This is a genomic window from Microbispora bryophytorum, assembly GCF_043197435.1.
Taxonomy (GTDB): Bacteria; Actinomycetota; Actinomycetes; order Streptosporangiales; family Streptosporangiaceae; genus Microbispora; species Microbispora bryophytorum.
On the sequence record NZ_JBICTF010000002.1, the window covers coordinates 111,800 to 133,057 of the forward strand.

At 70.2% G+C, this 21,258-nt stretch carries 21 protein-coding genes; 10 read left to right on the forward strand and 11 right to left on the reverse strand.

Annotation, left to right across the window (positions count from 1 at the left end; all coding sequences use genetic code 11):
- Positions 1–20: 20 nt before the first annotated feature.
- The 4 genes from ACGFIB_RS05325 to ACGFIB_RS05340 all read left to right on the forward strand — a co-directional run bounded on the left by ACGFIB_RS05325 (position 21) and on the right by ACGFIB_RS05340 (position 3,079).
- Complete coding sequence (locus ACGFIB_RS05325; protein WP_357247814.1) at positions 21–503, forward strand: MarR family winged helix-turn-helix transcriptional regulator; 483 nt, start codon at positions 21–23, stop codon at positions 501–503.
- 109 nt (positions 504–612) lie between these two features.
- Positions 613–1,506, forward strand: coding sequence for an ABC transporter substrate-binding protein (locus ACGFIB_RS05330; RefSeq protein ID WP_191050807.1), 894 nt, complete (start codon positions 613–615; stop codon positions 1,504–1,506).
- Positions 1,503–2,342: an amino acid ABC transporter permease gene (locus ACGFIB_RS05335; RefSeq protein WP_357247817.1), complete on the forward strand. Its 840-nt coding sequence runs from the start codon at positions 1,503–1,505 to the stop codon at positions 2,340–2,342. The genes ACGFIB_RS05330 and ACGFIB_RS05335 overlap by 4 nt, the downstream gene beginning before the upstream one ends.
- Entirely contained in the window at positions 2,339–3,079 is a 741-nt protein-coding gene (locus ACGFIB_RS05340; RefSeq protein WP_357247820.1) for an amino acid ABC transporter ATP-binding protein, read from the forward strand. Before ACGFIB_RS05335 ends, ACGFIB_RS05340 begins: the two co-directional genes overlap by 4 nt.
- 156 nt (positions 3,080–3,235) lie before the next feature.
- On the opposite strand, the gene ACGFIB_RS05345 is transcribed toward ACGFIB_RS05340, so the two are convergent.
- The 7 genes from ACGFIB_RS05345 to ACGFIB_RS05375 form a co-directional block, all read right to left on the reverse strand.
- Positions 3,236–4,084 (reverse strand): M48 family metalloprotease, encoded by an 849-nt coding sequence (locus ACGFIB_RS05345; protein ID WP_393368653.1) that lies wholly within the window; start codon positions 4,082–4,084, stop codon positions 3,236–3,238.
- A gap of 152 nt (positions 4,085–4,236) precedes the next feature.
- On the reverse strand, positions 4,237–5,874 hold the full coding sequence (locus tag ACGFIB_RS05350; RefSeq protein WP_393368655.1) for an NADH-quinone oxidoreductase subunit N: 1,638 nt from the start codon (positions 5,872–5,874) through the stop codon (positions 4,237–4,239).
- On the reverse strand, positions 5,871–7,748 hold the full coding sequence (locus tag ACGFIB_RS05355; protein WP_393368656.1) for a complex I subunit 4 family protein: 1,878 nt from the start codon (positions 7,746–7,748) through the stop codon (positions 5,871–5,873). Before ACGFIB_RS05355 ends, ACGFIB_RS05350 begins: the two co-directional genes overlap by 4 nt.
- A 49-nt stretch (positions 7,749–7,797) precedes the next feature.
- A complete protein-coding gene (locus tag ACGFIB_RS05360) occupies positions 7,798–9,804 on the reverse strand; it encodes an NADH-quinone oxidoreductase subunit 5 family protein (protein ID WP_393368659.1) in 2,007 nt (668 codons plus the stop codon).
- Positions 9,801–10,154, reverse strand: coding sequence for an NADH-quinone oxidoreductase subunit NuoK (nuoK, locus tag ACGFIB_RS05365; protein ID WP_393370000.1), 354 nt, complete (start codon positions 10,152–10,154; stop codon positions 9,801–9,803). The genes ACGFIB_RS05360 and nuoK overlap by 4 nt, the downstream gene beginning before the upstream one ends.
- 88 nt (positions 10,155–10,242) lie before the next feature.
- The gene (locus tag ACGFIB_RS05370; protein WP_393368662.1) at positions 10,243–10,782 is read right to left on the reverse strand and encodes an NADH-quinone oxidoreductase subunit J family protein; all 540 of its coding nucleotides are present in this window, start codon (positions 10,780–10,782) and stop codon (positions 10,243–10,245) included.
- Positions 10,779–11,636, reverse strand: coding sequence for a NuoI/complex I 23 kDa subunit family protein (locus tag ACGFIB_RS05375; protein WP_393368665.1), 858 nt, complete (start codon positions 11,634–11,636; stop codon positions 10,779–10,781). Before ACGFIB_RS05375 ends, ACGFIB_RS05370 begins: the two co-directional genes overlap by 4 nt.
- Positions 11,637–12,146: 510 nt before the next feature.
- Here ACGFIB_RS05375 and ACGFIB_RS05380 point away from each other — a divergent pair.
- The 4 genes from ACGFIB_RS05380 to ACGFIB_RS05395 all read left to right on the forward strand — a co-directional run bounded on the left by ACGFIB_RS05380 (position 12,147) and on the right by ACGFIB_RS05395 (position 15,526).
- The gene (locus ACGFIB_RS05380; protein ID WP_393368668.1) at positions 12,147–12,800 is read left to right on the forward strand and encodes a ComEA family DNA-binding protein; all 654 of its coding nucleotides are present in this window, start codon (positions 12,147–12,149) and stop codon (positions 12,798–12,800) included.
- A 100-nt stretch (positions 12,801–12,900) separates the two neighbouring features.
- On the forward strand, positions 12,901–13,161 hold the full coding sequence (locus ACGFIB_RS05385; RefSeq protein ID WP_393368671.1) for a hypothetical protein: 261 nt from the start codon (positions 12,901–12,903) through the stop codon (positions 13,159–13,161).
- Between the two features lie 23 nt (positions 13,162–13,184).
- Positions 13,185–15,188 carry a hypothetical protein gene (locus tag ACGFIB_RS05390; RefSeq protein ID WP_393368674.1) on the forward strand — a complete coding sequence of 668 codons (2,004 nt, stop codon included), beginning with the start codon at positions 13,185–13,187 and terminating at the stop codon, positions 15,186–15,188.
- Between the two features lie 134 nt (positions 15,189–15,322).
- Positions 15,323–15,526, forward strand: a complete 204-nt coding sequence (locus ACGFIB_RS05395; RefSeq protein WP_393368677.1) for a hypothetical protein — start codon at positions 15,323–15,325, stop codon at positions 15,524–15,526.
- 10 nt (positions 15,527–15,536) lie between these two features.
- On the opposite strand, the gene nuoH is transcribed toward ACGFIB_RS05395, so the two are convergent.
- Genes nuoH through ACGFIB_RS05415 form a run of 4 tightly spaced genes read right to left on the reverse strand, consistent with a single transcriptional unit; the run spans position 15,537 to position 17,967 of the window.
- Complete coding sequence (nuoH, locus tag ACGFIB_RS05400) at positions 15,537–16,490, reverse strand: NADH-quinone oxidoreductase subunit NuoH (protein WP_357288817.1); 954 nt, start codon at positions 16,488–16,490, stop codon at positions 15,537–15,539.
- A gap of 10 nt (positions 16,491–16,500) precedes the next feature.
- Positions 16,501–17,034 carry an NADH-quinone oxidoreductase subunit C gene (locus ACGFIB_RS05405; protein ID WP_357262743.1) on the reverse strand — a complete coding sequence of 178 codons (534 nt, stop codon included), beginning with the start codon at positions 17,032–17,034 and terminating at the stop codon, positions 16,501–16,503.
- Entirely contained in the window at positions 17,031–17,549 is a 519-nt protein-coding gene (locus ACGFIB_RS05410) for an NADH-quinone oxidoreductase subunit B (protein ID WP_142567454.1), read from the reverse strand. The genes ACGFIB_RS05405 and ACGFIB_RS05410 overlap by 4 nt, the downstream gene beginning before the upstream one ends.
- 46 nt (positions 17,550–17,595) lie before the next feature.
- The gene (locus tag ACGFIB_RS05415; protein WP_357262746.1) at positions 17,596–17,967 is read right to left on the reverse strand and encodes an NADH-quinone oxidoreductase subunit A; all 372 of its coding nucleotides are present in this window, start codon (positions 17,965–17,967) and stop codon (positions 17,596–17,598) included.
- A 366-nt stretch (positions 17,968–18,333) separates the two neighbouring features.
- Here ACGFIB_RS05415 and ACGFIB_RS05420 point away from each other — a divergent pair, with 366 nt between their 5' ends.
- Both ACGFIB_RS05420 and ACGFIB_RS05425 read left to right on the forward strand, forming a co-directional pair.
- The gene (locus ACGFIB_RS05420) at positions 18,334–20,178 is read left to right on the forward strand and encodes a 2-oxoacid:acceptor oxidoreductase subunit alpha (RefSeq protein ID WP_357262748.1); all 1,845 of its coding nucleotides are present in this window, start codon (positions 18,334–18,336) and stop codon (positions 20,176–20,178) included.
- Entirely contained in the window at positions 20,171–21,229 is a 1,059-nt protein-coding gene (locus ACGFIB_RS05425) for a 2-oxoacid:ferredoxin oxidoreductase subunit beta (protein ID WP_357247853.1), read from the forward strand. The genes ACGFIB_RS05420 and ACGFIB_RS05425 overlap by 8 nt, the downstream gene beginning before the upstream one ends.
- Positions 21,230–21,258 lie beyond the last annotated feature (29 nt).

Here is a 21,258-nt window from a genome sequence, read left to right on the forward strand (position 1 = left end):
CAGTCAGGAGGAGGCAGGCCATGACGGAGGCGGACATCGCTCTCCGGCCGCCCACGGCCGGCGAACACGAGGCGCACTGCGCGGTCGAGCGGCAGCTCGCCATCCTGCTCCGGCGCGCGAACGCGTTCTCCGCCGGGATGGGGCGCAAGGTGCATCCCGAACTGGACCCCGGCGCGTACGGCCTGCTGGTCCGCATCGACCAGAGCTCCCCGATGCGGTCCAGTGACCTGGCCGCCTACCTGCGGGTCGGCCGGGCGACGATCAGCCGCCAGCTCAAGGTGCTGGAGGAGCTGGGGCTGATCAGCCGCAGCCCCGACCCGGAGGACGGCCGGGCTCACCTGCTGGCTCTCACCGCCGAGGGCCGCAGGCGGCTCGACGACGCGCGATCCGCCCGCGAGGGCCAGCTGCGCACGCTGCTGGCCGCTTGGCCGGAGGAGGACGTACGGCTGCTCGGGCGGATGCTGGAGCGGTTCAACATGCTCACCGAGGGCATGCACCCCTGACACCAGAGGTCACGGCGTTACTCGCTCCGTTCCATGCGGTGGCCAAACCGTCATAAGGGACGTTTAAACTGCGCCTCAGACGTTTTCGCACCACAGCAAGGAGGCCGGTGTGGCTCCCTGGTCCACTTATCGGAAAGCGGCGAGCATCGGGGCGGTGGCTCTGGCGGCGACGCTGACCGTCACCGCCTGCGGGAGCGACTCCGCCGACTCGGGCACGGCGACGGCCTCGGCCGCCCCCGGCGGTGTCGCCCTGGTCAACGCCGGAAAGATCACGACCTGCACGAACATTCCGTACGAGCCGTTCCAGTTCAACCAGGGCGACAAGGTCGTCGGGTTCGACGTGGACATCGTCGACCTGGTCGCGAAGAAGCTGGGCGTGACCCAGGACATCGTGGACATCGACTTCGCAGCGATCAAGAGCGGCGCCGCCCTGAACGCCCGCAAGTGCGACGTGGCCGCCGCCGGTATGACGATCACGCCGGAGCGGCAGCAGAACCTGCTGTTCTCCGATCCGTACTTCGACGCCACCCAGGCGCTGATGGCCAAGAAGGGCAGCGGGATCACCTCGCTCGACGACGTCAAGGCCAAGAACCTCAAGCTGGGCGCGCAGGCGTCCACGACGGGCCTCGACTACGTCAAGAGCAAGGGGTTCGAGCCGACCGAGTTCGCCGACTCCCCCAAGGAGCTGCTCGGCCTGCAGACCGGCCAGGCGGACGTGATCGTGCAGGACCTCCCCGTCGTGCTGACCTGGCTGAAGAAGCCCGAGATCAGCGCCAAGTTCGAGCATGTCGCCAGCCTCGACACCGGTGAGCAGTACGGCATCGGCATGAAGAAGGACAACACGGCGCTCAAGAAGGTCGTCGACGAGGTCCTCGCCGCCGCCAAGTCCGACGGCACCTACAACGAGATCTACAAGAAGTGGTTCGGCACCGAACCCGGTGGCGCCTCGGGCGGCTCTTCGACGGGTGAGACCGGAACCGAATCGCCCGCCGCCGGATCATGAGTGCTGTGAGCGAGCAGCAGGTCACTACGCCGACTGAGCCCCGCAAGGGGCTCAGCCCGCGCAAGAAGCAGCGCATCAGCCGAAGCGTCCAGTACGCCGTGCTGTTGGTGATCGTCGTCGTCCTGGCCGCCCTGGCCGACTGGGGAGCGATCCGCGAATCGTTCCTCAACCTCGACGTCGCCGGCAAGGGCCTGCCCGAACTGTTCACGGTGGCGCTCCGCAACACCGTGATCTACACGCTGTCGGGCTTCGCCCTCGGCTTCGTGGTGGGTCTGGTGCTGGCGCTGATGCGGCTGTCCACGGTCGCGCCGTACCGGTGGATCTCGGCGATCTACATCGAGATCTTCCGTGGCCTGCCGATCCTGCTCATCTTCCTGATGATCGGCAGCCTCCCGCTGGCGTTCCCCGGCTTCGAGCTGCCCGGCGGGGTCTACGGCAGCGCCGCGCTCGGGCTCGGCGTCGTCTCGGCGGCGTACATGGCGGAGAACTTCCGGGCGGGCATCCAGGCGGTGCCGAAGGGACAGATGGAGGCGGCGCGCTCGCTCGGCATGCCGCACATGCGCGCGATGGTGTCGATCGTCATCCCGCAGGCGATCAGGATCGTGCTGCCGCCGCTCACCAACCAGCTCGTCTCGCTGCTGAAGGACTCGTCGCTGGTGCTGATGCTCGGCGTGACGGCCTCGCAGGTCGAGCTGGCGAAGTTCGGCAACGACCAGTCCTCCACGTTCGCCAACCCCACGCCGATCCTCGTGACCGGGTTGACCTACCTGCTGATCACGATCCCCCTCGGGTACGTCGCGAGGCGGCTCGAAGCGCGTCAGGGAGCGGGCCGATGAGCACCGTCGAGATCAGGAACCTGCACAAGTCGTTCGGGAAGCTCGAGGTGCTCAAGGGCATCGACTTCACGGTCGAGAGCGGCCAGGTCGTCTGCGTGATCGGGCCGTCCGGCTCGGGCAAGTCCACGCTCCTGCGCTGCGTCAACCTCCTGGAGCAGCCGACCTCCGGCACGGTGGTCGTGGACGGCATCGATCTGACCGACCCCGACGCCGACATCGACGCCGCCAGGCGGCACATCGGCATGGTGTTCCAGCAGTTCAACCTGTTCCCCCACCTGACGGTGCGGCGCAACGTCACGATCGCCCAGGAGCGGGTTCTCAAGCGGAGCAAGGGCGAGTGCGACCACGTCGCCCGGGAGAACCTGGAGAAGGTCGGCCTCATCGACAAGATCGGCGCCTACCCGCCCCAGTTGTCCGGCGGCCAGCAGCAGCGCGTGGCGATCGCCCGCGCGCTCGCCATGAACCCCTCGCTGATGCTGTTCGACGAGCCGACCTCCGCTCTCGACCCCGAGCTGGTCGGCGACGTGCTGTCGGTCATGCGGAAGCTCGCGGAGGACGGCATGACCATGCTGGTCGTCACCCATGAGATGGGCTTCGCCCGCGAGGTGGCCGACCGTGTGGTGTTCATGGACGGCGGCGTGATCGTTGAGGACGGGCCGCCGGAGCAGGTCATCGCCGACCCGCAGCACGAGCGGACCCGCGAGTTCCTGAGCCGCGTGCTGCACCCCGGAGTCTGACGCCCGAAGCGTCCCCTTCTTGGAACAACGGCGTTCTTCGCAAGGGGATGGCGGGGCGGGCGCGCCGGCAGGGCGCATCGCCGGCCTGGCCGGGAAGACCGGCGCCAAGCCCGGCGGGGCCTGCCGAGGCGCCCCACCCGACCGTCACACCGACCGTCACCGTCGGTAGCCGGCCATCCGCTCCAGACGGGCGATCCGCGCGGCGACCGGCGGGTGGGTCGCGAACAGCCTGCCGATCCGGGCACCCCGGAACGGATTGACGATCATCATGTGGCCGGCGGAGGCGAGCCTGCCGTTCTCCGGGAGCGGCAGCCTGCGGACCTCCATCTCGATCTTGCGAAGCGCGGAGGCGAGGGCCAGCGGGTCGCCCGTCAGCCGTACAGCCCCGTCGTCTGCCGCGAACTCCCGCGAACGCGCGATCGCCATCTGGATCATCGCGGCCGCGACCGGCCCGAGGATCATCACGAGGATGGCGCCGAGAAACCCCGGACCCTCGTCGTCGTCGGAGCCGAAGAACAGGCCGGCGTACCCGAAGTATGTGATCATGGTCGCCAGCGCGCCCGCGACCGAGGAGATCAGGATGTCGCGGTTGTGAATGTGCGACAGCTCGTGACCGAGCACGCCCTTGAGTTCGCGCTCGTCCAGCAGCCCGAGGAGGCCGTGCGTGACGCACACCACCCCGTCACGCGGGTTACGCCCGGTCGCGAACGCGTTGGGCTGCATCGTCGGGGACACGTACAGGCGGGGCATCGGCGCGCGGGCCTCGGTGCACAGCTCGCGGACGACGCGGTAGAGGCCCGGCTGTTCCACCTCCGCCACGGGCCGGGCCCGCATGGCCGACAGCGCGATCCTGTCGGCGCAGAAGTAGGAGACGCCGCTGACCGCGAGGGCGGCCACGACCGCGATCCGAGCCCCCGTGCCACCCCCCAGCCAGGCCCCCGCCACCAGGAGCAACGAGGACAGCGCCCCCAGCAGGACCGCGGTGCGCAGGCGGTTGTGGTGCACGCCTCCTCCTCCCGGTTCGATGTGTCGGGTTCATGTGTCGGGTTCGATGTGTCCGGCTCGGTGCGTGTAGCTCGGTGCGTCCAGCTCGGCGGCTCGATGCGTCCAGCCGTACCAACGCGCATGGCCTGGACGAACGTTCCCCGTGACGCGCCTCACCCTGTGAAGGACAGCACCACCTGCGGGGCGACGGAGAAGACCACGGTGACCGCGAGCGCGACCGCGACGGCGACCCCCGCCGCCGTCCTCGTCGCGACCGTACGGCTCTCGCCCGCCGCGGGCGGCGCGAACAGCCGGGCGGTCCAGGCGATGTAGTAGTAGAGCCCGGCCACCGTGTTGGCCGCCATGACCAGGGCCAGCCAGCCGAGCCCGCCGTCCACGACGGCCCGGAAGACGACGATCTTCGCGAACAGGCCCGCGAGCCCGGGCGGCAGCCCGGCCAGGCAGACGAGGGCGAAGGCGAGGGACAGCCCGGCGGCGGGGCTGCGCAGCGCCAGCCCCCGGTACGCCTCCAGGTCCTGGCCTTCGGGCAGCCGCGCCACCAACAGGACCACCGCGAAGGCGATCAGGTTCATCGCGGCGTAGAAGACGAGGTAGGCGACCGACGCACCGACGGCGGCGCGGGGGGCGACGGCGTAGACGGCCAGCGGCGCGAGGATGTAGCCCGATTGCGCGACCGACGACCAGGCCAGCAGCCGGACGGCCGCGCGCTGGCGCATCGCGAGGACATTGCCCGCCGTCATCGTCAGTGCGGCGACGACCGCCACCCCCGGCGCCCACAGCGCCGCCCTCCCCGGCAGCGCGGACGTCAGCAGCAGGATCAGCCCGGCGAAACCCGACGCCTTGGACACCACCGACAGCAGCGCCGCGACCGGGACCGGTGCGCCTCGGTAGACGTCCCCCGCCCAGAAGTGGAACGGCACCGCGGCGATCTTGAACGCGAAGCCCGCCGCCACCAGCACGATCGCCACCGCCGTGACCTGGACCATGTCCCCGGCCGTGCTCCCGGCCAGATTCCCGGTCATGTCCCCGGCCGTGTCTCCGGTTGCCCGCAGGGCCGCGTCGATGCGGTCGAGGTGGACCGAGCCGGTCACCCCGTAGAGCAGCGAGACGCCGAACAGCGTGACCGCGGTGGAGACCACCGAGACCAGGAAGAGCTTGAGGGCCGCCTCGGCGGCGCGGCCGTCGTGACGCTTGAGCGCGGTCAGCGCGAAGACCGGCAGCGACACCAGTTCCAGCGACACGACCAGCATGATGAGGTCATGGGAGGCGGGCAGGAGGACGGCCCCGGTCAGCGTGGCCAGCAGCAGGAAATACCACTCCCCCGCCGGAATCCGGCCGCGCTCTCCTGGCCCGCCGCGCTCTGCTGGCCCACCGTGCTCTGCCGGCCCGCTGCGCTCCCCCGGCCCGCCGCCGCGTTCCGCGGCGATCTCGGTCATCGACAGCAACACGACGACCACCCCGGCGGCCAGCACGACCGCCGCGATGAGCAGCGAGAAGCGGTCCGCGACGAACGAGCACGACGCCGGGGCGGCCCGCCCCGCGGCAGGTGTGCCGCCGAGCGAGGCGGGGACGCAGAACGTGCGCCTGGTCCCGCCGCCCGCGGCCTGGACGGCCACCACCGCCAGGGCGGCGACCAGGCCGCCGAGGGTGACGAGACCGAGCATCCGCGCCCCGCCGGGGCGGGCGGGCAGGAACGCGTCGAGCAGCAGCACGAGCCCGGCGACCAGCGCGAGGACCAGCGGCGCCGCCACTGCGGCGTAGTCGATGGACTGGATCACCCCGCCCGTCACGGCGCCACGCCCGATCCGAGGAGCGACTGCACGGCGGGCGTGGTGACGGCGAGCAGGGCCTTCGGCCACAGGCCGAACAGCACGATCAGCGCCACCAGCGGGAGCCACGCCGCAAGCTCGTGGGCTGTCACGTCCCGGAAAGGCCGCCGCGCCTTGCCCGTCTGTCCGCCCGTCTGTCCGCCCGTCTGTCCGCCCGTCTGTCCGGCATCGGCGGCGCCTGCCCCGAGGGCCCCGGCACCCGTCGCACCGGCCCGCCCGTCGTCGGCCACGGCGCTCGGGCGGGCGGTCTCCTGTGTCTCCTGCACCCCGCCCTCCCGGTCGAGTGCGGCCATGGCGGCTCCGGCCGCGACGGGCTCGACCGGTTCCGCGGCCTCCCCCGCCTCGCTCAGCACCTCGCGTACGCCTTCCGCCGTGGCGAGCGGCCCCGGCGACTCATAAGTCCCCGGCAGCTCATACGGTCCGCGGGGTTCATACAGCCCCGACGGCTCATCCGGCTCCGGCGGTTCGAGGGGCCCGGCGAGCGGGACGGTCTCGACCGCCCGGCCGTGCGTCACCCGCGAGAGCATGGCCAGGAAATAGGCCGCGGTGAGCACCGTGCCGAGCCCGCCGACGGCCATGAACACGAGGAACAGCGGCCGGAAGAGCCCGGCGGCCGGGCGGAACGCGCCGAGCAGCGCGAGCATCTCCCCCCAGAACCCGGCGAGGCCGGGCAGGCCCAGCGAGGCGACGCAGGCGAAGGTCAGCAGCGAGGCGACGTACGGCAGGCGGCGCAGCATGCCCCCGCCCAGCCGGACCATGTCGGCCGTGCCGTACCGCTCCTTGACGGCTCCGGCGAGGAAGAACAGCAGGCCGGTGATCAGCCCGTGGGCGACGTTGGCGAACAGGGCGCCGTTCAGGCCCACCGGCGTGAGCGAGGCGAACCCGAGCAGCACGAACCCCATGTGGCCGACGGAGGAGTAGGCGATCATCCGTTTGAGATCGCGCTGGGCCAGGCAGGCGAGCGATCCGTACGCGATGCCGGCCACGGCGAACGCGCCGAGCCAGGGGGCCAGGGCCGCCGCGCCCTCGGGGAGCACCGGGATCGCGATCCTGGCGAAGCCGTAGGAGCCCATCTTCAGCAGCACGCCCGCGAGCAGGACCGAGCCGACGGTCGGCGCCTCGGTGTGCGCGTCGGGCAGCCAGGTGTGCAGCGGCCACATGGGCGTCTTCACCGCCAGGCCGAGCCCTATGGCGAGGAACGCGAGGATCTGCGCCGACCGGGCCATGCCCGAGCCGTGGCGCCCGGCCAGCGCGACCATGTCGAGCGTGCCGGCCTGGGTCCAGACGACGAGCAGGCCGATGAGGAGGACGGCCGAGCCGAGCAGCGTGTAGAGGATGAACTTCACCGCCGCCGCCCGCCTGCGCGCGCCGCCCCACAGGGCGATCACGAAATACATCGGGACCAGCACGACCTCGAAGAACACGAAGAACAGCAGCAGGTCGAGGGCGAGGAACGTGCCGATCATGCCGACTTCGAGCACGAGCAGCGTGACGACCAGTGCGCCGGGTCTGCCACCCTCGGGCGGGTGCCCGGCGAGGTGGACGAAGCACAGGAACGTCAGCAGCGCGGTCAGCACGACGAGCGGCAGCGAGACGCCGTCCACGCCCAGGTGGAACCGCAGGCCGAGGCCGGGGATCCACGGCCGGTCGCTCTGCAGTTGCATGTCGGCGGGGCGCGCGTATTCGAAGGCCGCGGCGAGCGCGACGGCGAGGACCAGCACCCCGGCCGAGACGGCGATCCCCCAGGCCACCGCCCTGTCCCGGACGGCCGGGACGGTGGCGACGACGGCCCCCAGCAGCGGGACGCCCACAAGCGCGATCGGCAGCCAGCTCACGTCGTCACCACCGCGCGAAGCAGCGCTGTGCCGCTGGGAGCCCGCCGCATCATGTCAGCACCACCGCCGCGACCGCGATCAGCACGAGCCCGGCCAGCAGGCCGGTGACGTAGAGCTGGGCGTTGCCGTTCTGGGCGAGCCGCACCAGGCCGGAAAGACCGAGCGTCGCCCGGCCGGAACCGCGGACCGCGCCGTCCACCACCCGCGCGTCCGTGCGGACCACCCCTCTGGCCAGGCGCAGGACGGGCCGGGTGACCAGCGCCGCGTACGCGGCGTCGACGTAGAAGGCCCGCTCGCACGGCGCCCGGAACGGGCCGAGCAGCCGGGCGGGGTCCTGTTCCGGCGCGGCCCGCCACAGGGCGTACACGATCCCGGCGCCGAGCAGTGCGACGGCGAGGCTGACGGCCGCCGGCCCCCACTCGACCTGCACACCGGCCGCCGATCCGGCGAGGCCGAGCAGCAGGGCGGGCACGGCCAGCACGCCGGCCGGCCACAGCATCGACGGGGGCGCCTCCCGGCCGTCGAAGACGTGGGCGACACCCGGCGGCGGCTCCGGAAGCGGCTCGATCCGGGCGGGCCCGAAGAACGTGCGCAGCCAGGCCCGGGCGGCGTACGCCCCGGTCACCCCGACGGTCAGCAGCGCCGACGCGTACACGAACGGCCGGGCCGGTCCCGTCCCGTGCTCGACGGCCGAGAGCACCGCGTCCTTGCTGAAGAAGCCGCTCGCGGGCGGCAGCCCCGCGAGCGCGGCGAAACCGATGGTCATCGTCCAGAACGTCACGGGAAGGGTGGTGCGCAGGCCACCCATGTGACTGATCAGGTTCGACCCGACGTGGTGGATCACCAGGCCGGCGCAGAGGAACAGCAGGGCCTTGAACGCGCCGTGCGACACCAGGTGGAACATCGCCGCCCGGTCGGACCCGGCGGCCAGCGCCGCGGCCATGTAGGCGAGCTGGCTGATCGTCGAGTAGGCGAGCACGCGCTTGAGGTCGTCCTGAGCGAGCGCGGCGAGCGCGGCGCCCAGCATGCCGACGGCCGCGACCACTCCCAGCACGTCGAGTGTGGGCGGCGCCGCGAGGAAGGCGGGATAGAGCCGGGCGACGACGAAGATCCCGGCCGCGACCATCGTGGCCGCGTGGATGAGCGCGCTGATCGGAGTGGGGCCGGCCATCGCGTCGGGCAGCCAGGTCTGCAGCGGCACCTGCGCGCTCTTGCCCGCGACCCCGGCGAGCAACAGCAGCGTCGCGGCGACCAGAGTGCCCCTGGGCAGGTCGGCGCGCAGCACGTCGTCGATCCGGAAACTGCCCGCCGACAGGCCCAGGACGAAGATCCCGAACAGGAAGCCGACGTCGCCGAGGCGGGTGACCAGGAACGCCTTGACCGCCGCCCGGGAGTTGGCCCGGTCCTCCCACCAGTGCCCGATGAGCAGGTAGGAGCACAGGCCCATGATCTCCCAGCCGGCGTAGAGGACGATCAGGTCCCCCGCGTAGACCACCAGCAGCATGGCGCTGGTGAAAAGGCTGACGAACGCGCTGTAGGACGGGTAGCGGGGTTCGTCCCGCATGTACCCGACCGAGTAGACCTGCACCGCCAGCGCGACCACGACGACCAGGATGCCCGCGAGCACTGACAATCCGTCGGCCCGCAGAGTCAGGGAGATCGGCACCGACCCCGTCTCGACCACCGTCAGGGTGCCCTCGGTTCGCCCGGGGAGCAGTTCCGCCCAGAAGCGCCCGTCCGTCGCAGGCGTGCCCCGCGCGAGGGCGACGGCCAGCCACACCGTGAGCGCCGCCGACACCGTGCCCGGGACGATCGCGAACCACGCCGCCCGCCGGTACGCCGCCCGTTCCGCGCGGGCGCCCACAGCTGCGGTACGCGCATCTCGGGCGCCCACATCTCGCGTGCGCACATCTTCGGCGCGCACGTCTCGGGTGCGCACGTCTCGGGTGCGCACGTCTCGGGTGCGCACGTCTCGGGTGCCCAGGCGGGTCGCGAGCAGCCCGGCCACGGCGGCGGCGAACGGCAGCAGGACGATCAGAGCCACCACGGCGGTCACGAGGCGCCCTCCCCGTCCGGGCGCCCCGGCTCGGACGTGCGTACGACTTCGGCTAGCGCCCGCAACCGGTCGACGTCGACGGTCCGGCGCGTACGGAAGACGGCCAGCACGATCGCCAGTCCCAGGCCCACCTCGGCCGCGGCGATCACGATGACGAACAGCGTCAGCACCTGGCCCCCGTGCAGACGGTCCCCGAGCCAGACGTCGAAGGCCACCAGGTTGAGGTTGACCGCGTTGAGCATCAGCTCGACCGACATCAGCACGAGGATCGCGTTGCGCCGGGCCAGCACGCCGTAGACACCGATGGAGAACAGCAGGGCGGAGACCACCACCGGGTAGACGACGTGCACCTCGCTCACCGCCTCCGGGCCGTCGGCCTGGCCGATAAGGTCGCGAAGGTCAATAAGGCCGCGAAGGTCAATAAAGTCGATAACCGGGTCATTCCCGCCCCCTGATGTCCGTACGGGACAGGACGATCGCGCCGACCAGCGCGGCGAGCAGGAGCACCGACAGCGCCTCGAACGGCAGCACCCAGGTGCGGAAGACGCTCGCCCCCAGGGGCTCGGCCGCCCCCTGCCCGGGTTGGAGCGGTGCGTACGCCGTGCGGAAACCGGTGACGACCACGGTGACGAGCACGGCGGCGGTCGCGACGGCGACGAGCGCGGCGGCCCACCGGTTGCCGGAGTCGAGGCCGGCCGAGGGCCCGATGGGCGCGCGGGTCAGCATGATGCCGAACAGCAGCAGCACCACGACTGCGCCCACGTAGATCAGCACCTGCACCCAGGCGACGAACTCGGCGGTCAGCACCAGGTAGCCGCCCGCGAGCGCGCCGAAGCAGACGACCAGCCACAGCGCCGCATGGACGAGTTGCCTGGTCGTGACGACCAGCAGGGCCGAGCCGACGGCGACGGCGCCGAGCAGCAGGAAGACGACCTCAGGCCCCGAGGGCGGCCACAACCCCGGCGCCTGGGAGGTCATCGCTCCCCCTCGGGCCCGTCCTTCTTCTGCGGCGGTGACCCGGCGTTCTTGGGCAGCGAGCCCGGCGGCCGGATGGAGCGGATGTCGCGCATGGCTCTCGGCGGCTCACGACGCGGGGGGCTCTCCGGCCCCTTCGCGGGTTCCGCCGCCGGTCGCCGCGCCGTCTCCCGATCCGTGTCCCGCCCTGTGTCCTGCGCGGCGTCCCGCCCTGTGTCCTGCGCTGTGTCCTGCGCGGTGTCCTGTGTCGTTTCCCGCTCGGCTCCCTGCGCGGTGTCCCGTGTCGCCTTGTGCGCGGTGCCCTGCGCTGCCTCCGGTATCACGGACGCGCCCTCGGCCGGTCTCCTCGCCGGTGCGGGCGGCGCCGTACGGCGGGCCGCTGCCGGGCGGGAACCTGCGGACAGTTCCTTCGGCGACTCGGCGCCGACCTCGTGGGCCGGCGGCGGCGGCACGGTCGCCGCCCACTCGCCCAGCTTGTCCTTCTCGTGCAGGAGGTCGCGGATGTCGTACTCGGCGTACTCGAACTCGGGCGACCAGAACAGCGCGTCGAAGGGGCACACCTCGATGCAGATGCCGCAGTACATGCACAGCGAGAAGTCGATCGCGAAACGGTCGAGCACGTTGCGGGCGCGCGGACGGCCGCCCTCAGGCGCCGGCAGAGTCTCCTTGTGGGAGTCGATGTATATGCACCAGTCGGGGCACTCGCGGGCGCAGAGCATGCAGACGGTGCAGTTCTCCTCCACCAGGGCGATCACACCCCGGCTGCGGGCGGGCAGGTCGGGGTGGACCTCCGGGTACTGCTGCGTCTCCGACTTCTGCAGCATGTGCCGCATGGTCACGGCCAGGCCCTTGGCCAACCCTTCTCCTGGAATGTGCGCCACAGGCTCATCATCGCGCACTATCGGCGGCGAGTGAACGTGTGAGTCCAGCGCAGCTGTTTTCCACATCGTCCACACCGCAATCCCCAGGGTTGTCCACAAGATGTGAGGAGAAGGGGGCAGCACAAACACCAACGAATACGTATCGTCTGGACCATGAACGGCTATGGGGGGCCGGGAGGTTACCCGCCCGGACCGCAGGGACCACAGGGGCCGCAGGGACCACAGGGGCCGCAGGGGCCGCAAGGACCACCGCACCGACCACAGGGGCCGCCAGGGCCGCCGCACGGGCAGGGACCGCGGAATCCGTACCGGCATCGGGGGCCGGGACCGTACGGGGAGCAGTGGCCTGGTCCTTACGGCGCCCATCCGGCGCCACCCGCACAGCCGCCCGTGCCGCCACCCGTGCCTCCGCCCGCACGGCCGCCCGTGCCGCCGCCCCCTCCACCGCCGATGCCGCCGCCGATGCCGCCGTCCCCACCGCCGCCTGTGCAGCGGCCTTCCAGCGCCCCCAGCTACCTGTGGGCGCTCGCCCCGCTCTACACCTGTGGTTTCGGCACTCCGTTCAGCATGCTGTACGCCGCCATCCGCAAGCGCAGCTGGGGGTACGGGGCCGCCGCCGCCGGATACGCCACGGCCACCGGCGCCTGGATCTACCTGGTCGAGCTGTACGAGGACACACAGGAGCCGGTTCTCGTGTCCCTCGTCATGATCTTCTGCATGCTCGCTCCCTGGCTGATCGGCACCGTGCACTCGCTCGCGGTCAGGAGACAGGTCTTCGGTGACGCCCCGCCGTACGAGACCGCGAACGAGCAGGCGGTCGCGCTCGCGCAGCACCGCCGTGCCCTGCGGCAGCAGGCCAGAGAGCTGGCGGAGCACGATCCGGTGATGGCGCGCGAGCTGCGGATCGGGCGGCCCGACCTGCCCCGCCAGTACGACGACGGCGGCCTGGTCGACCTCAACCACGCCCCGGCTCCGGTGATCGCGAACCTGCCCGGCCTGACGTCCGCGCTCGCCGAGCAGATCGTGCGCGTACGCGACCAGGTCGGCGGCTTCGTCTCGGCCGAGGACGTCTCGGCCGCCGCCTCGCTGCCTCCGAACCTCACCGCCGATCTCGCCGAATACGGCATTTACCTCCCATAGTCAGTCGATAATCCCGATTGTCGTCGCACATATCCCTGGCCGAGCGATCGGTGTTTCCTTAGGCTTTACGGTGCGTCAGCCGCGAGAAACGGGAGGGCCAGTGACGTCACCCGAGATCGCCGAATGCCGGGCGGACATGGCCGCGGCCGCCACCGCCGTACGGGAGGTTCTCCAGGCGCTCACCGCCGTCCCCACGATGTTCGGGGACCACACCTGGCAGGGCCCGGCGGCCGACCGTTGGGCCGCCGGTTGGAACGCCCGCAGGACTCAGCTCACCAGGCTGTTCGACGCCGTACTCGCCGAGCAGCCGCATCTGATCGCCCGTGTGGAGGAGGGGGAGCGCCGAAAAACCGCCTCGTAGTCCCCCGCAACGGAAGGAATGCCGTGGGCGAATTCGTCGGAGTCGATCCCGCGAATCTCAACGAGCTGACCAAACGGCTCGAACAGCTCCACGATCTGCTGGCCCGGCACAGCCCGCTAATACGGCAGAAAATGGAGAAATGGGGGAGTGAAGTCGCGGTCACCTCGTTGCCCGGCCTGATCGCCGCCGCGCTCGACGACGTTCGCGACATGGACGCCCGTACGACCAGGGCGCACGAACTGGCGAGGCAGCAGGGCTGGAGCGCGCTCGGCCCCGCGCCCGGCCTCCCCGGCCTCACCTTCAACCGGCCACCCAACGTACGGCTGGACTGGGAGGCGACCGGGCAGAGCGGCTATCAGGGCAAGCGCGACGCCGAGACACTGACCGCCGCCCTCGCCGACAAGAACCCCGAAAGCACCCGCATCGCCCTGTCAGGGCTGTCGGAGCGTCTGCAGCGGCACCTCGCCGACAACGACTACCAGGCGGCCTTCTGGGCGGGGGCGGGCCCGCTCGCGCTGCGGGCCGCCCGCGCGCTGTACGAACGAGCGGGTGGCGCCCTGTTCAGCGCGGAGAGCGTGAGCGTGCTGCGGGCGCTCGGGGCGTCCCTGGCCGCCGCCAGTCAGATGCGCGTCGGCACGGGCAAGGACCGCCGCCCGTTGCTGCCCGCCGCTATCCGCGCCGGCCTCACCGGAAACTCCGACCCCTGGTCGGTCGGAATGCTCGTGAAGTACGGCCCCGACGGCAGGTCGTGGGACTCCCGCATGCTCGCCGACCTCACGCGCGCCATGCTCGACGCCCGCGCCGCCGGCAAGACGATCTGGCCGCCCGCCCGCGGCAAGCTGGAGACCGACGCCGACGCCTCACGCCACCAGCGGCTCATGGCGGAGTACGACGCCGTCGGAGCCGTCCTCCAGCGGGCCGCCGAGAACGGGATGGCCGCCCGGCACGTGCTGGGCGACCCGGACACCGGCCTCAAGTACGCCCGCATGCTCGTCAGCGACTCCTGGCACACCCCCGGCTACGACGCAAGCCTGTACGCCAGCGCCTATCTCGACCCGATCAGCAGAGATGCCGCCCCGGGCTACCTGGAACCACCGGGGAAGATCGACACTTCTTCCTCCACAGCCGCCTTCCTCAAGGCCGCCGTCTCGGCGGAGCGGGGCACCTCAGCGGACGCCAAGGAGTCGGCCTGGTCCGTCGTCCACATCGCCCAAGCCACCGCCGACTTCTCCAAGCTCCACCCGCAGACGGTGCTTCCCAGAGAGATTCGGCAGGCGCTTATCTACACCGCCGACCGCTACCTCCCCGATTTCGCCGCCTCGGCAAGTCATGAGTTCACCGCATCCATGGCGATGCAGAGAGGCGAGGATGTCGCAAATCCCTGGGCTCCTGTCGTACGGCCGGCTGAACTGGAGGCTCTGTTCGGGCAGGCACTGCAGGAACCAAAAGAGTTCGGCGCTTACAAGGGAAAGATGGACGGCCGTATAAGCGTTGCCGTCGCCGCCACAATCAAGGACCCATCAGATCAGAATTACCTACGGGAAATGGGCGGCCTCTACGGAATGATCCAGAGGATTCAGGGCGACCACCACTTCGCCGAGGAACAACTGAAGGACGAGCAAGCCACCCGCTCGCAGACGGCGATCTCGATAATCAGCGGAGGCTTCGGCGCATTGAGCTTCAGCAACCCACTCGGCCCGGGAACGATCACGCAGATCCTCGTCGCCCTGGCCGCCCCGACGCTCAGCACCAAGTTCGACACCGACTTCGCCCTTCAGGCGTACAAGAGCAACGCGGACGACTTTCGTGCTCAAGTCCTGCATGTCGAGCCACCAGTACTACAGGGATTGATACTGGCCGGCGCGATCAACCCGCCTGACGATGCAAGCTGGGCGAAGAACGGCGTTGTCACTCCCAACGCGGCTATGGCCGACTGGGTGAGCCAGCACGCCGACACAAGGTACTCGGGAAAAACTTTCACGGATTGGGTTAAAGAAGCGCAGGACGCCATGAGGTCACAACAATGATCAGGCGTCATCTGGCCAGCCTCCTGGCCGTCGCCGTCTGCACTCAGATGCTGGCAAGTTGTACGCGGACAGAACCGCCCACTTCGCCTGAGGCAGGTCAAGCAGAACGGCGCGGCCAGGCTCTCGTCGCTGTCGTGCAGTGCTTCGTTGACCACAATGTGCTGGCGCGGAGCGAGGCGGAGAGCCATTCATGGTTCAAGAACGGCAAGGTGCAGCAGACTGCGGCCCTCGTGGACTGGGCGAGCAGCCACGCGGAGACCAACTTCAGCGGGAAGACGCTGCAGGTGTGGGAGGACGAGGCGACGGCGGGGTGGCCGGGGTGGAGGTGCCCGTTGTGATCGCGTTCAGTCAGGCCATGAGGACCCTGACGACTCCGGTGAGGGCGAGCTGGAGGAGGGCGAGGGGCACCAGGACCGTCCAGGCGAGCTTCTGCAACTGGTCCTCGCGCAGCCGGGGATAGCTGACGCGCACCCAGATGACGACGAAGGCCAGGGCGAAGACCTTGAGAAGCGTCCACACCGGGCCGGGCAGGAGCGGCCCCTGCCAGCCGCCGAGGAACAGCACGGTCGTGAGGGCGGACAGCACCACGATCCCGGCGTACTCGGCCAGCATGAACAGGGCGAAGCGGAACCCGGCGTACTCGGTCATCGGGCCCATGATGAGCTCGGATTCCGCGGTCGGCATGTCGAACGGCGGCCGGCGCAGCTCGGCCAGACCGGCGACGAAGAACACGAAGGCCGCGATCGCCTGCCAGGGCAGCCACCACCAGCGCCACTGCTCGGCGATGCCCTGCAGGGACAGCGTGCCCGCGGCCATCGCCACGCTGGAGGCGGCGAGCACCAGCGGCAGCTCGTACGACATGAGCTGGGCGGCGGCCCGGATGCCGCCGAGCACGCTGTACTTGTTGGCCGACGCCCACCCCGCCATGATCGCGCCGAGCACGCCGACGCCCATCACCGCCAGCACGAAGAACAACCCGGCATCGAGGTCCACGGCCGCCAGTCCGGGGCCGACCGGGATCACGACCATCACCACGAGGTACGGCACGAGCGCCACCGCCGGGGCGATCGCGAAGATCCGCCGGTCGGCCGCGGCCGGGATGACGTCCTCCTTCTGGACGAACTTGACGCCGTCCGCGAGGAGTTGCGCCCATCCGTGGAAACCGCCGGCGTACATCGGCCCGAGGCGGGACTGCATGTGGGCCATGACCTTGTGCTCCATCTGCCCGACGATCAGTGGCAGCAACAGGAACGCCGCCACCACGACGACCAGCCGGACCGCTATGTCGAGCACCTCGGCCATGGAGTCCCTCTCACCCGGAGGCCCAGTCGGGTGGCACGCCCGGGGGCAGCATCCTGCGGCGGCTCGGCGAGCCGTGGCCGGACTCTCCCGGTTCCTTGGCCCCGGGCCAGGCCTTGGCGACCCGGGCGGCCAGCACGAAGTCCTTGCGCAGCGGGTGGCCCTCGAAGCCGTCCGGCAGCAGCAGCGGGCGCAGGTCCGGATGGCCGTCGAAGACCACGCCGAACATCTCGTACGTCTCCCGCTCGTGCCAGTTCGCCCCGCGGAAGACACCGGTGACGGTCGGCAGGCGGGGGTCGGCGCGCGGCACCCGGGTGCGCACGAGCAGGTGCGCGAACGCGACCGGGTCGAACACGTGGGCCACGACGGCGAACGCGTCGGGCGGCTCGTCCACGGCGGTCAGCCAGTCGAAGAACGCGAATCCGGCCGAGCGTGCGAACGCCAGCGCGTCGGTCCATTCGCCGGGGTCCACGTCGAGCACGTCCTGGCCGAAGGAGCCGGTGACGCGGGAGCCGTACCGCTCGCGCAGGGCCTCGACGGCGCTCATGCGTGCGCCTCCGGCCGGTAGCGGTCCTCCAGCGTCTCGCCCGCGATCTTCTCCTGGAGCTTCATGATCCCGTGGAGCAGCGCCTCGGGACGGGGCGGGCATCCGGGGACGTACACGTCCACCGGGATGATCTGGTCCACGCCCTTGGTGACGCAGTACGAGTCCCAGTAGGGCCCGCCCGAGTTGGAGCAGGCGCCGAACGAGATGACGTACTTGGGGTCGGGCATCTGCTCGTACAGCCGCCGTACAGCGGGAGCCATCTTGTCGGTCACCGTGCCCGACACGATCATCAGGTCGGCCTGCCGGGGGCCGTTGGCGAACGGGATCACCCCGAAGCGGATGAAGTCGTGCCTGCTCATCGACGTGGCGATGAACTCGATGGCGCAGCAGGCCAGGCCGAAGTTGAAGACCCACAGCGAGTAGCGCCGGCCCCAGTTCAACACGAACTTCATCGGCTTGGGCGCCAGCCGGGACACCGGCCCCACCGTGGGCATCGGGAGATCGTTCACGGGCATGCGGTCACCGCCATGCCGTCCATTGTCCTCCCCCGAGCCGGTCGGGTCACGTCCAGCCCAGCACCCTCTTGCGCCAGGCGTACAGGATGCCGAGCGCGATGAACGCGAGGAAGACGAACATCTCCACCAGCGTCGTCATGCCGTACCCGGGGGTGGCGAAGACGGTGGCCCAGGGGAAGAGGAACACGGCGTCGACGGCGAAGATCACGTAGAGGTACGTGAAGACGTAGTAGCGGATCTGCGACTGCGCCCAGCCCTCGCCGACGGGGTCGACCCCGCACTCGTACGTCGTGAGCTTCTCGGGCGTCGGCCGGCTGGGACGTAACATGCGGTTCACGAACAATCCGCCCGCGAAGATCGCTACGCCGACGAGGAAAAGGACGACGACCACGGCATATGAGCCGAAGTATCCACTCATACCGCCTCCCAGATCTCGAGAATAAACCCGGCGCGATCTCAAGGGCTGAACACCTGACGGTGACATCCGAGTCCCCCGCATATAGTTGAGGATCGTGACCCGAATCAAGCTCGTCGCCCGCTTGCACCTGGACCTGTGCCGGCTCGCGTCAGGCCTGTGTCGCCCGGACGGTTCTCGAAGCTGACGGTGCGCCGCTCGCGCGGCCGAGGCACCAGCGGGAACGCGCCAGAGGCGCGGAAAGTCCCGGCAGAGCGCACCCCAAGTGCGCATCTGCGAAAAACCAGCGGACCTCGATGGATCTAGCATGGACATGACAACGTGCCACCAGCAGGCAGGCCTGGGTGCGTCAAGGAGGACTGAGGAGCTGTGACCAAGCAGGTTCAGCAACTCGACCGCGTGATCATCCGGTTCGCGGGTGACTCCGGCGACGGAATGCAGCTCACCGGTGATCGGTTCACTGCGGAGACGGCCCAGTTCGGCAACGACCTGTCGACGCTCCCCAACTTCCCGGCGGAGATTCGCGCTCCGGCCGGCACCCTCCCCGGGGTGTCGAGCTTCCAGTTGCACTTCGCCGACCACGACATCCTGACCCCCGGCGACGCGCCCAACGTGCTCGTCGCCATGAATCCCGCCGCGTTGAAGGCGAACCTCGGGGACCTTCCCAGGGGCGCCGACATCATCGCGAACATCGACGAGTTCACGAAGCGCAACCTCTCCAAGGTGGGCTACGACGGCAACCCGCTGGAGGACGACTCGCTGGCCGAGTGGCGTCTGCACGCGGTGCCGCTGACCTCGCTGACGGTCAAGGCGCTCGAGGGCTACGACATCTCCAAGAAGGACGCCGAGCGGGCGAAGAACATGTTCGCGCTCGGGCTGCTGTCCTGGCTGTACCACCGGCCGACCGAGGGGACGGTCCAGTTCCTGGAGGCCAAGTTCGCCAAGAAGCCGGAGATCGCCAAGGCGAACATCGCGGCCTTCCAGGCGGGCTGGAACTACGGCGAGACGACCGAGTCCTTCTCGGTCTCCTACGAGATCAAGCCGGCCACGCTCCGTCCGGGCACCTACCGGAACATCTCCGGCAACCAGGCCTTGGCGTACGGGCTGATCGCGGCGTCGGTGCAGTCGAAGCTGCCGCTGTTCCTCGGGTCCTACCCGATCACCCCGGCCTCCGACATCCTGCACGAGCTGTCCAAGCACAAGCGGTTCGGGATCCGGACGTTCCAGGCCGAGGACGAGATCGCCGGCGTCGGCGCCGCGCTGGGCGCCGCCTTCGGCGGGTCGCTGGGCGTGACCACGACCTCCGGCCCGGGCGTCGCGCTCAAGGCCGAGACCGTGGGCCTCGCGGTGACCACGGAGCTTCCGCTGATCGTCGTGGACGTGCAGCGGGCCGGGCCCTCGACCGGCATGCCGACCAAGACCGAGCAGACCGACCTGCTGATGGCGATGTACGGCCGCAACGGCGAGTCGCCGGTGCCGGTGCTGGCGGCGGCCACGCCGTCGGACTGCTTCACCATGGCGATCGAGGCGGCACGGATCGCGCTCAAGTACCGCACGCCGGTCATGCTGCTGTCGGACGGCTACCTGGCCAACGGCTCGGAGCCGTGGCGCATCCCGGAGATCGACGAGCTGCCGGACATCTCGGTGCTGTACACCACCGAGCCCAACGGCGACGACGGCGCGTACCTGCCTTATCTCCGTGACCCGGAGACGCTGGCCCGCCCGTGGGCGGTGCCGGGCACGGCGGGCCTGGAGCACCGGATCGGCGGCATCGAGAAGGCCGACGGCACCGGCAACATCTCCTACGACCCCGACAACCACGACAAGATGGTGCGGCTGCGCCAGGCCAAGATCGACGGCATCGACGTGCCCGATCTGACGGTCGAGGACCCGGACGGCGACGCCCGGGTGCTCGTGCTCGGCTGGGGCTCGACGTTCGGGCCGATCGCGGCGGCGGCCCGCCGCGTGCGCGCGGCCGGGCACAAGGTGGCCCAGGCGCACCTGCGGCACCTCAACCCGCTGCCCGCCAACACCGGCGAGGTGCTGCGTTCCTACGACAAGGTGCTGCTGCCCGAGATCAACCTCGGCCAGCTCGCCATGCTGCTGCGGGCCCGCTTCCTGGTCGACGTGATCAGCTACAACCGGGTGCGCGGGCTCCCGTTCAAGGCCGCCGAACTCGCCGCCGTCATTCAGGATGTGATCGAAAGTGACTGACACCCTCAATGGCAAGGGCTTGGCCCTGATCCCCCGCACGGACGCCAAGCAGACGCTGAAGGACTTCAAGTCCGACCAGGAGGTGCGCTGGTGCCCGGGCTGCGGTGACTACGCGATCCTGGCGGCGGTGCAGAGCTTCCTGCCGGAGCTGGGGCTCAAGCGCGAGAACATCGTGTTCGTCTCCGGCATCGGCTGCTCCTCGCGGTTCCCGTACTACCTCAACACCTACGGCTTCCACTCGATCCACGGGCGGGCGCCGGCCATCGCGACGGGCCTGGCCGCCTCCCGGCCGGACCTGTCGGTGTGGGTCATCACCGGCGACGGCGACGCCCTGTCGATCGGCGGCAACCACCTGATCCATGCGCTGCGCCGCAACGTCAACCTGAACATCCTGCTGTTCAACAACAGGATCTACGGCCTGACCAAGGGGCAGTACTCCCCCACGAGCGAGATCGGCAAGATCACCAAGTCGACGCCGATGGGCTCGCTGGACAAGCCGTTCAACCCGATCTCGCTGGCGCTCGGCGCGGAGGCCGGGTTCGTCGCCCGGACCATCGACAGCGACCGCAAGCACCTGCAGGGCGTGCTGCGCCAGGCCGCGGAGCACCGGGGCACCTCGCTGGTGGAGATCTACCAGAACTGCAACATCTTCAACGACGGCGCCTTCGACACGCTGAAGGACCCGGGCGTCCGCGACGAGATCACCATGCGGCTCGAACACGGGCAGCCGATCGTCTTCGGCACCGGCGACAACGAGCGCGCCGTACGGCTGTCGCCCACGGGCGGCGTCGAGGTCGTGCGCCGCGCCGAGGTCTCCGACGCGGAGATCCTCGTGCACGACGCCCACAACCCCGACCCGTCGCTGGCGTTCGCGCTGTCACGGCTGGACGAGCCGGCGTTCGAGCACGTGCCGATCGGCGTCTTCCGCTCGATCGACCGGCCCTCCTACGACCAGCTCCTCAACGAGCAGGTTCAGGCGGCCACGGCCGGCACGGGCATGGGCAGCCTCGCCGACCTGCTCCACGGCGGGGACACCTGGTCCATCGGCTGATATCGGTCGGTAACGAGTAACACCGCCCG

Coding starts and splice junctions, on each gene's coding strand:
- nuoH (WP_357288817.1), bottom strand. CDS start 16,490: ATGGCCGAGGTGCTCGACATAGCGGTCCGGCTGGTCGTCGTGGTGGCG.
- ACGFIB_RS05415 (WP_357262746.1), bottom strand. CDS start 17,967: ATGAGTGGATACTTCGGCTCATATGCCGTGGTCGTCGTCCTTTTCCTC.
- ACGFIB_RS05370 (WP_393368662.1), bottom strand. CDS start 10,782: ATGACCTCCCAGGCGCCGGGGTTGTGGCCGCCCTCGGGGCCTGAGGTC.
- ACGFIB_RS05335 (WP_357247817.1), top strand. CDS start 1,503: ATGAGTGCTGTGAGCGAGCAGCAGGTCACTACGCCGACTGAGCCCCGC.
- ACGFIB_RS05325 (WP_357247814.1), top strand. CDS start 21: ATGACGGAGGCGGACATCGCTCTCCGGCCGCCCACGGCCGGCGAACAC.
- ACGFIB_RS05340 (WP_357247820.1), top strand. CDS start 2,339: ATGAGCACCGTCGAGATCAGGAACCTGCACAAGTCGTTCGGGAAGCTC.
- ACGFIB_RS05405 (WP_357262743.1), bottom strand. CDS start 17,034: ATGAGCGCCGTCGAGGCCCTGCGCGAGCGGTACGGCTCCCGCGTCACC.
- ACGFIB_RS05410 (WP_142567454.1), bottom strand. CDS start 17,549: ATGCCCGTGAACGATCTCCCGATGCCCACGGTGGGGCCGGTGTCCCGG.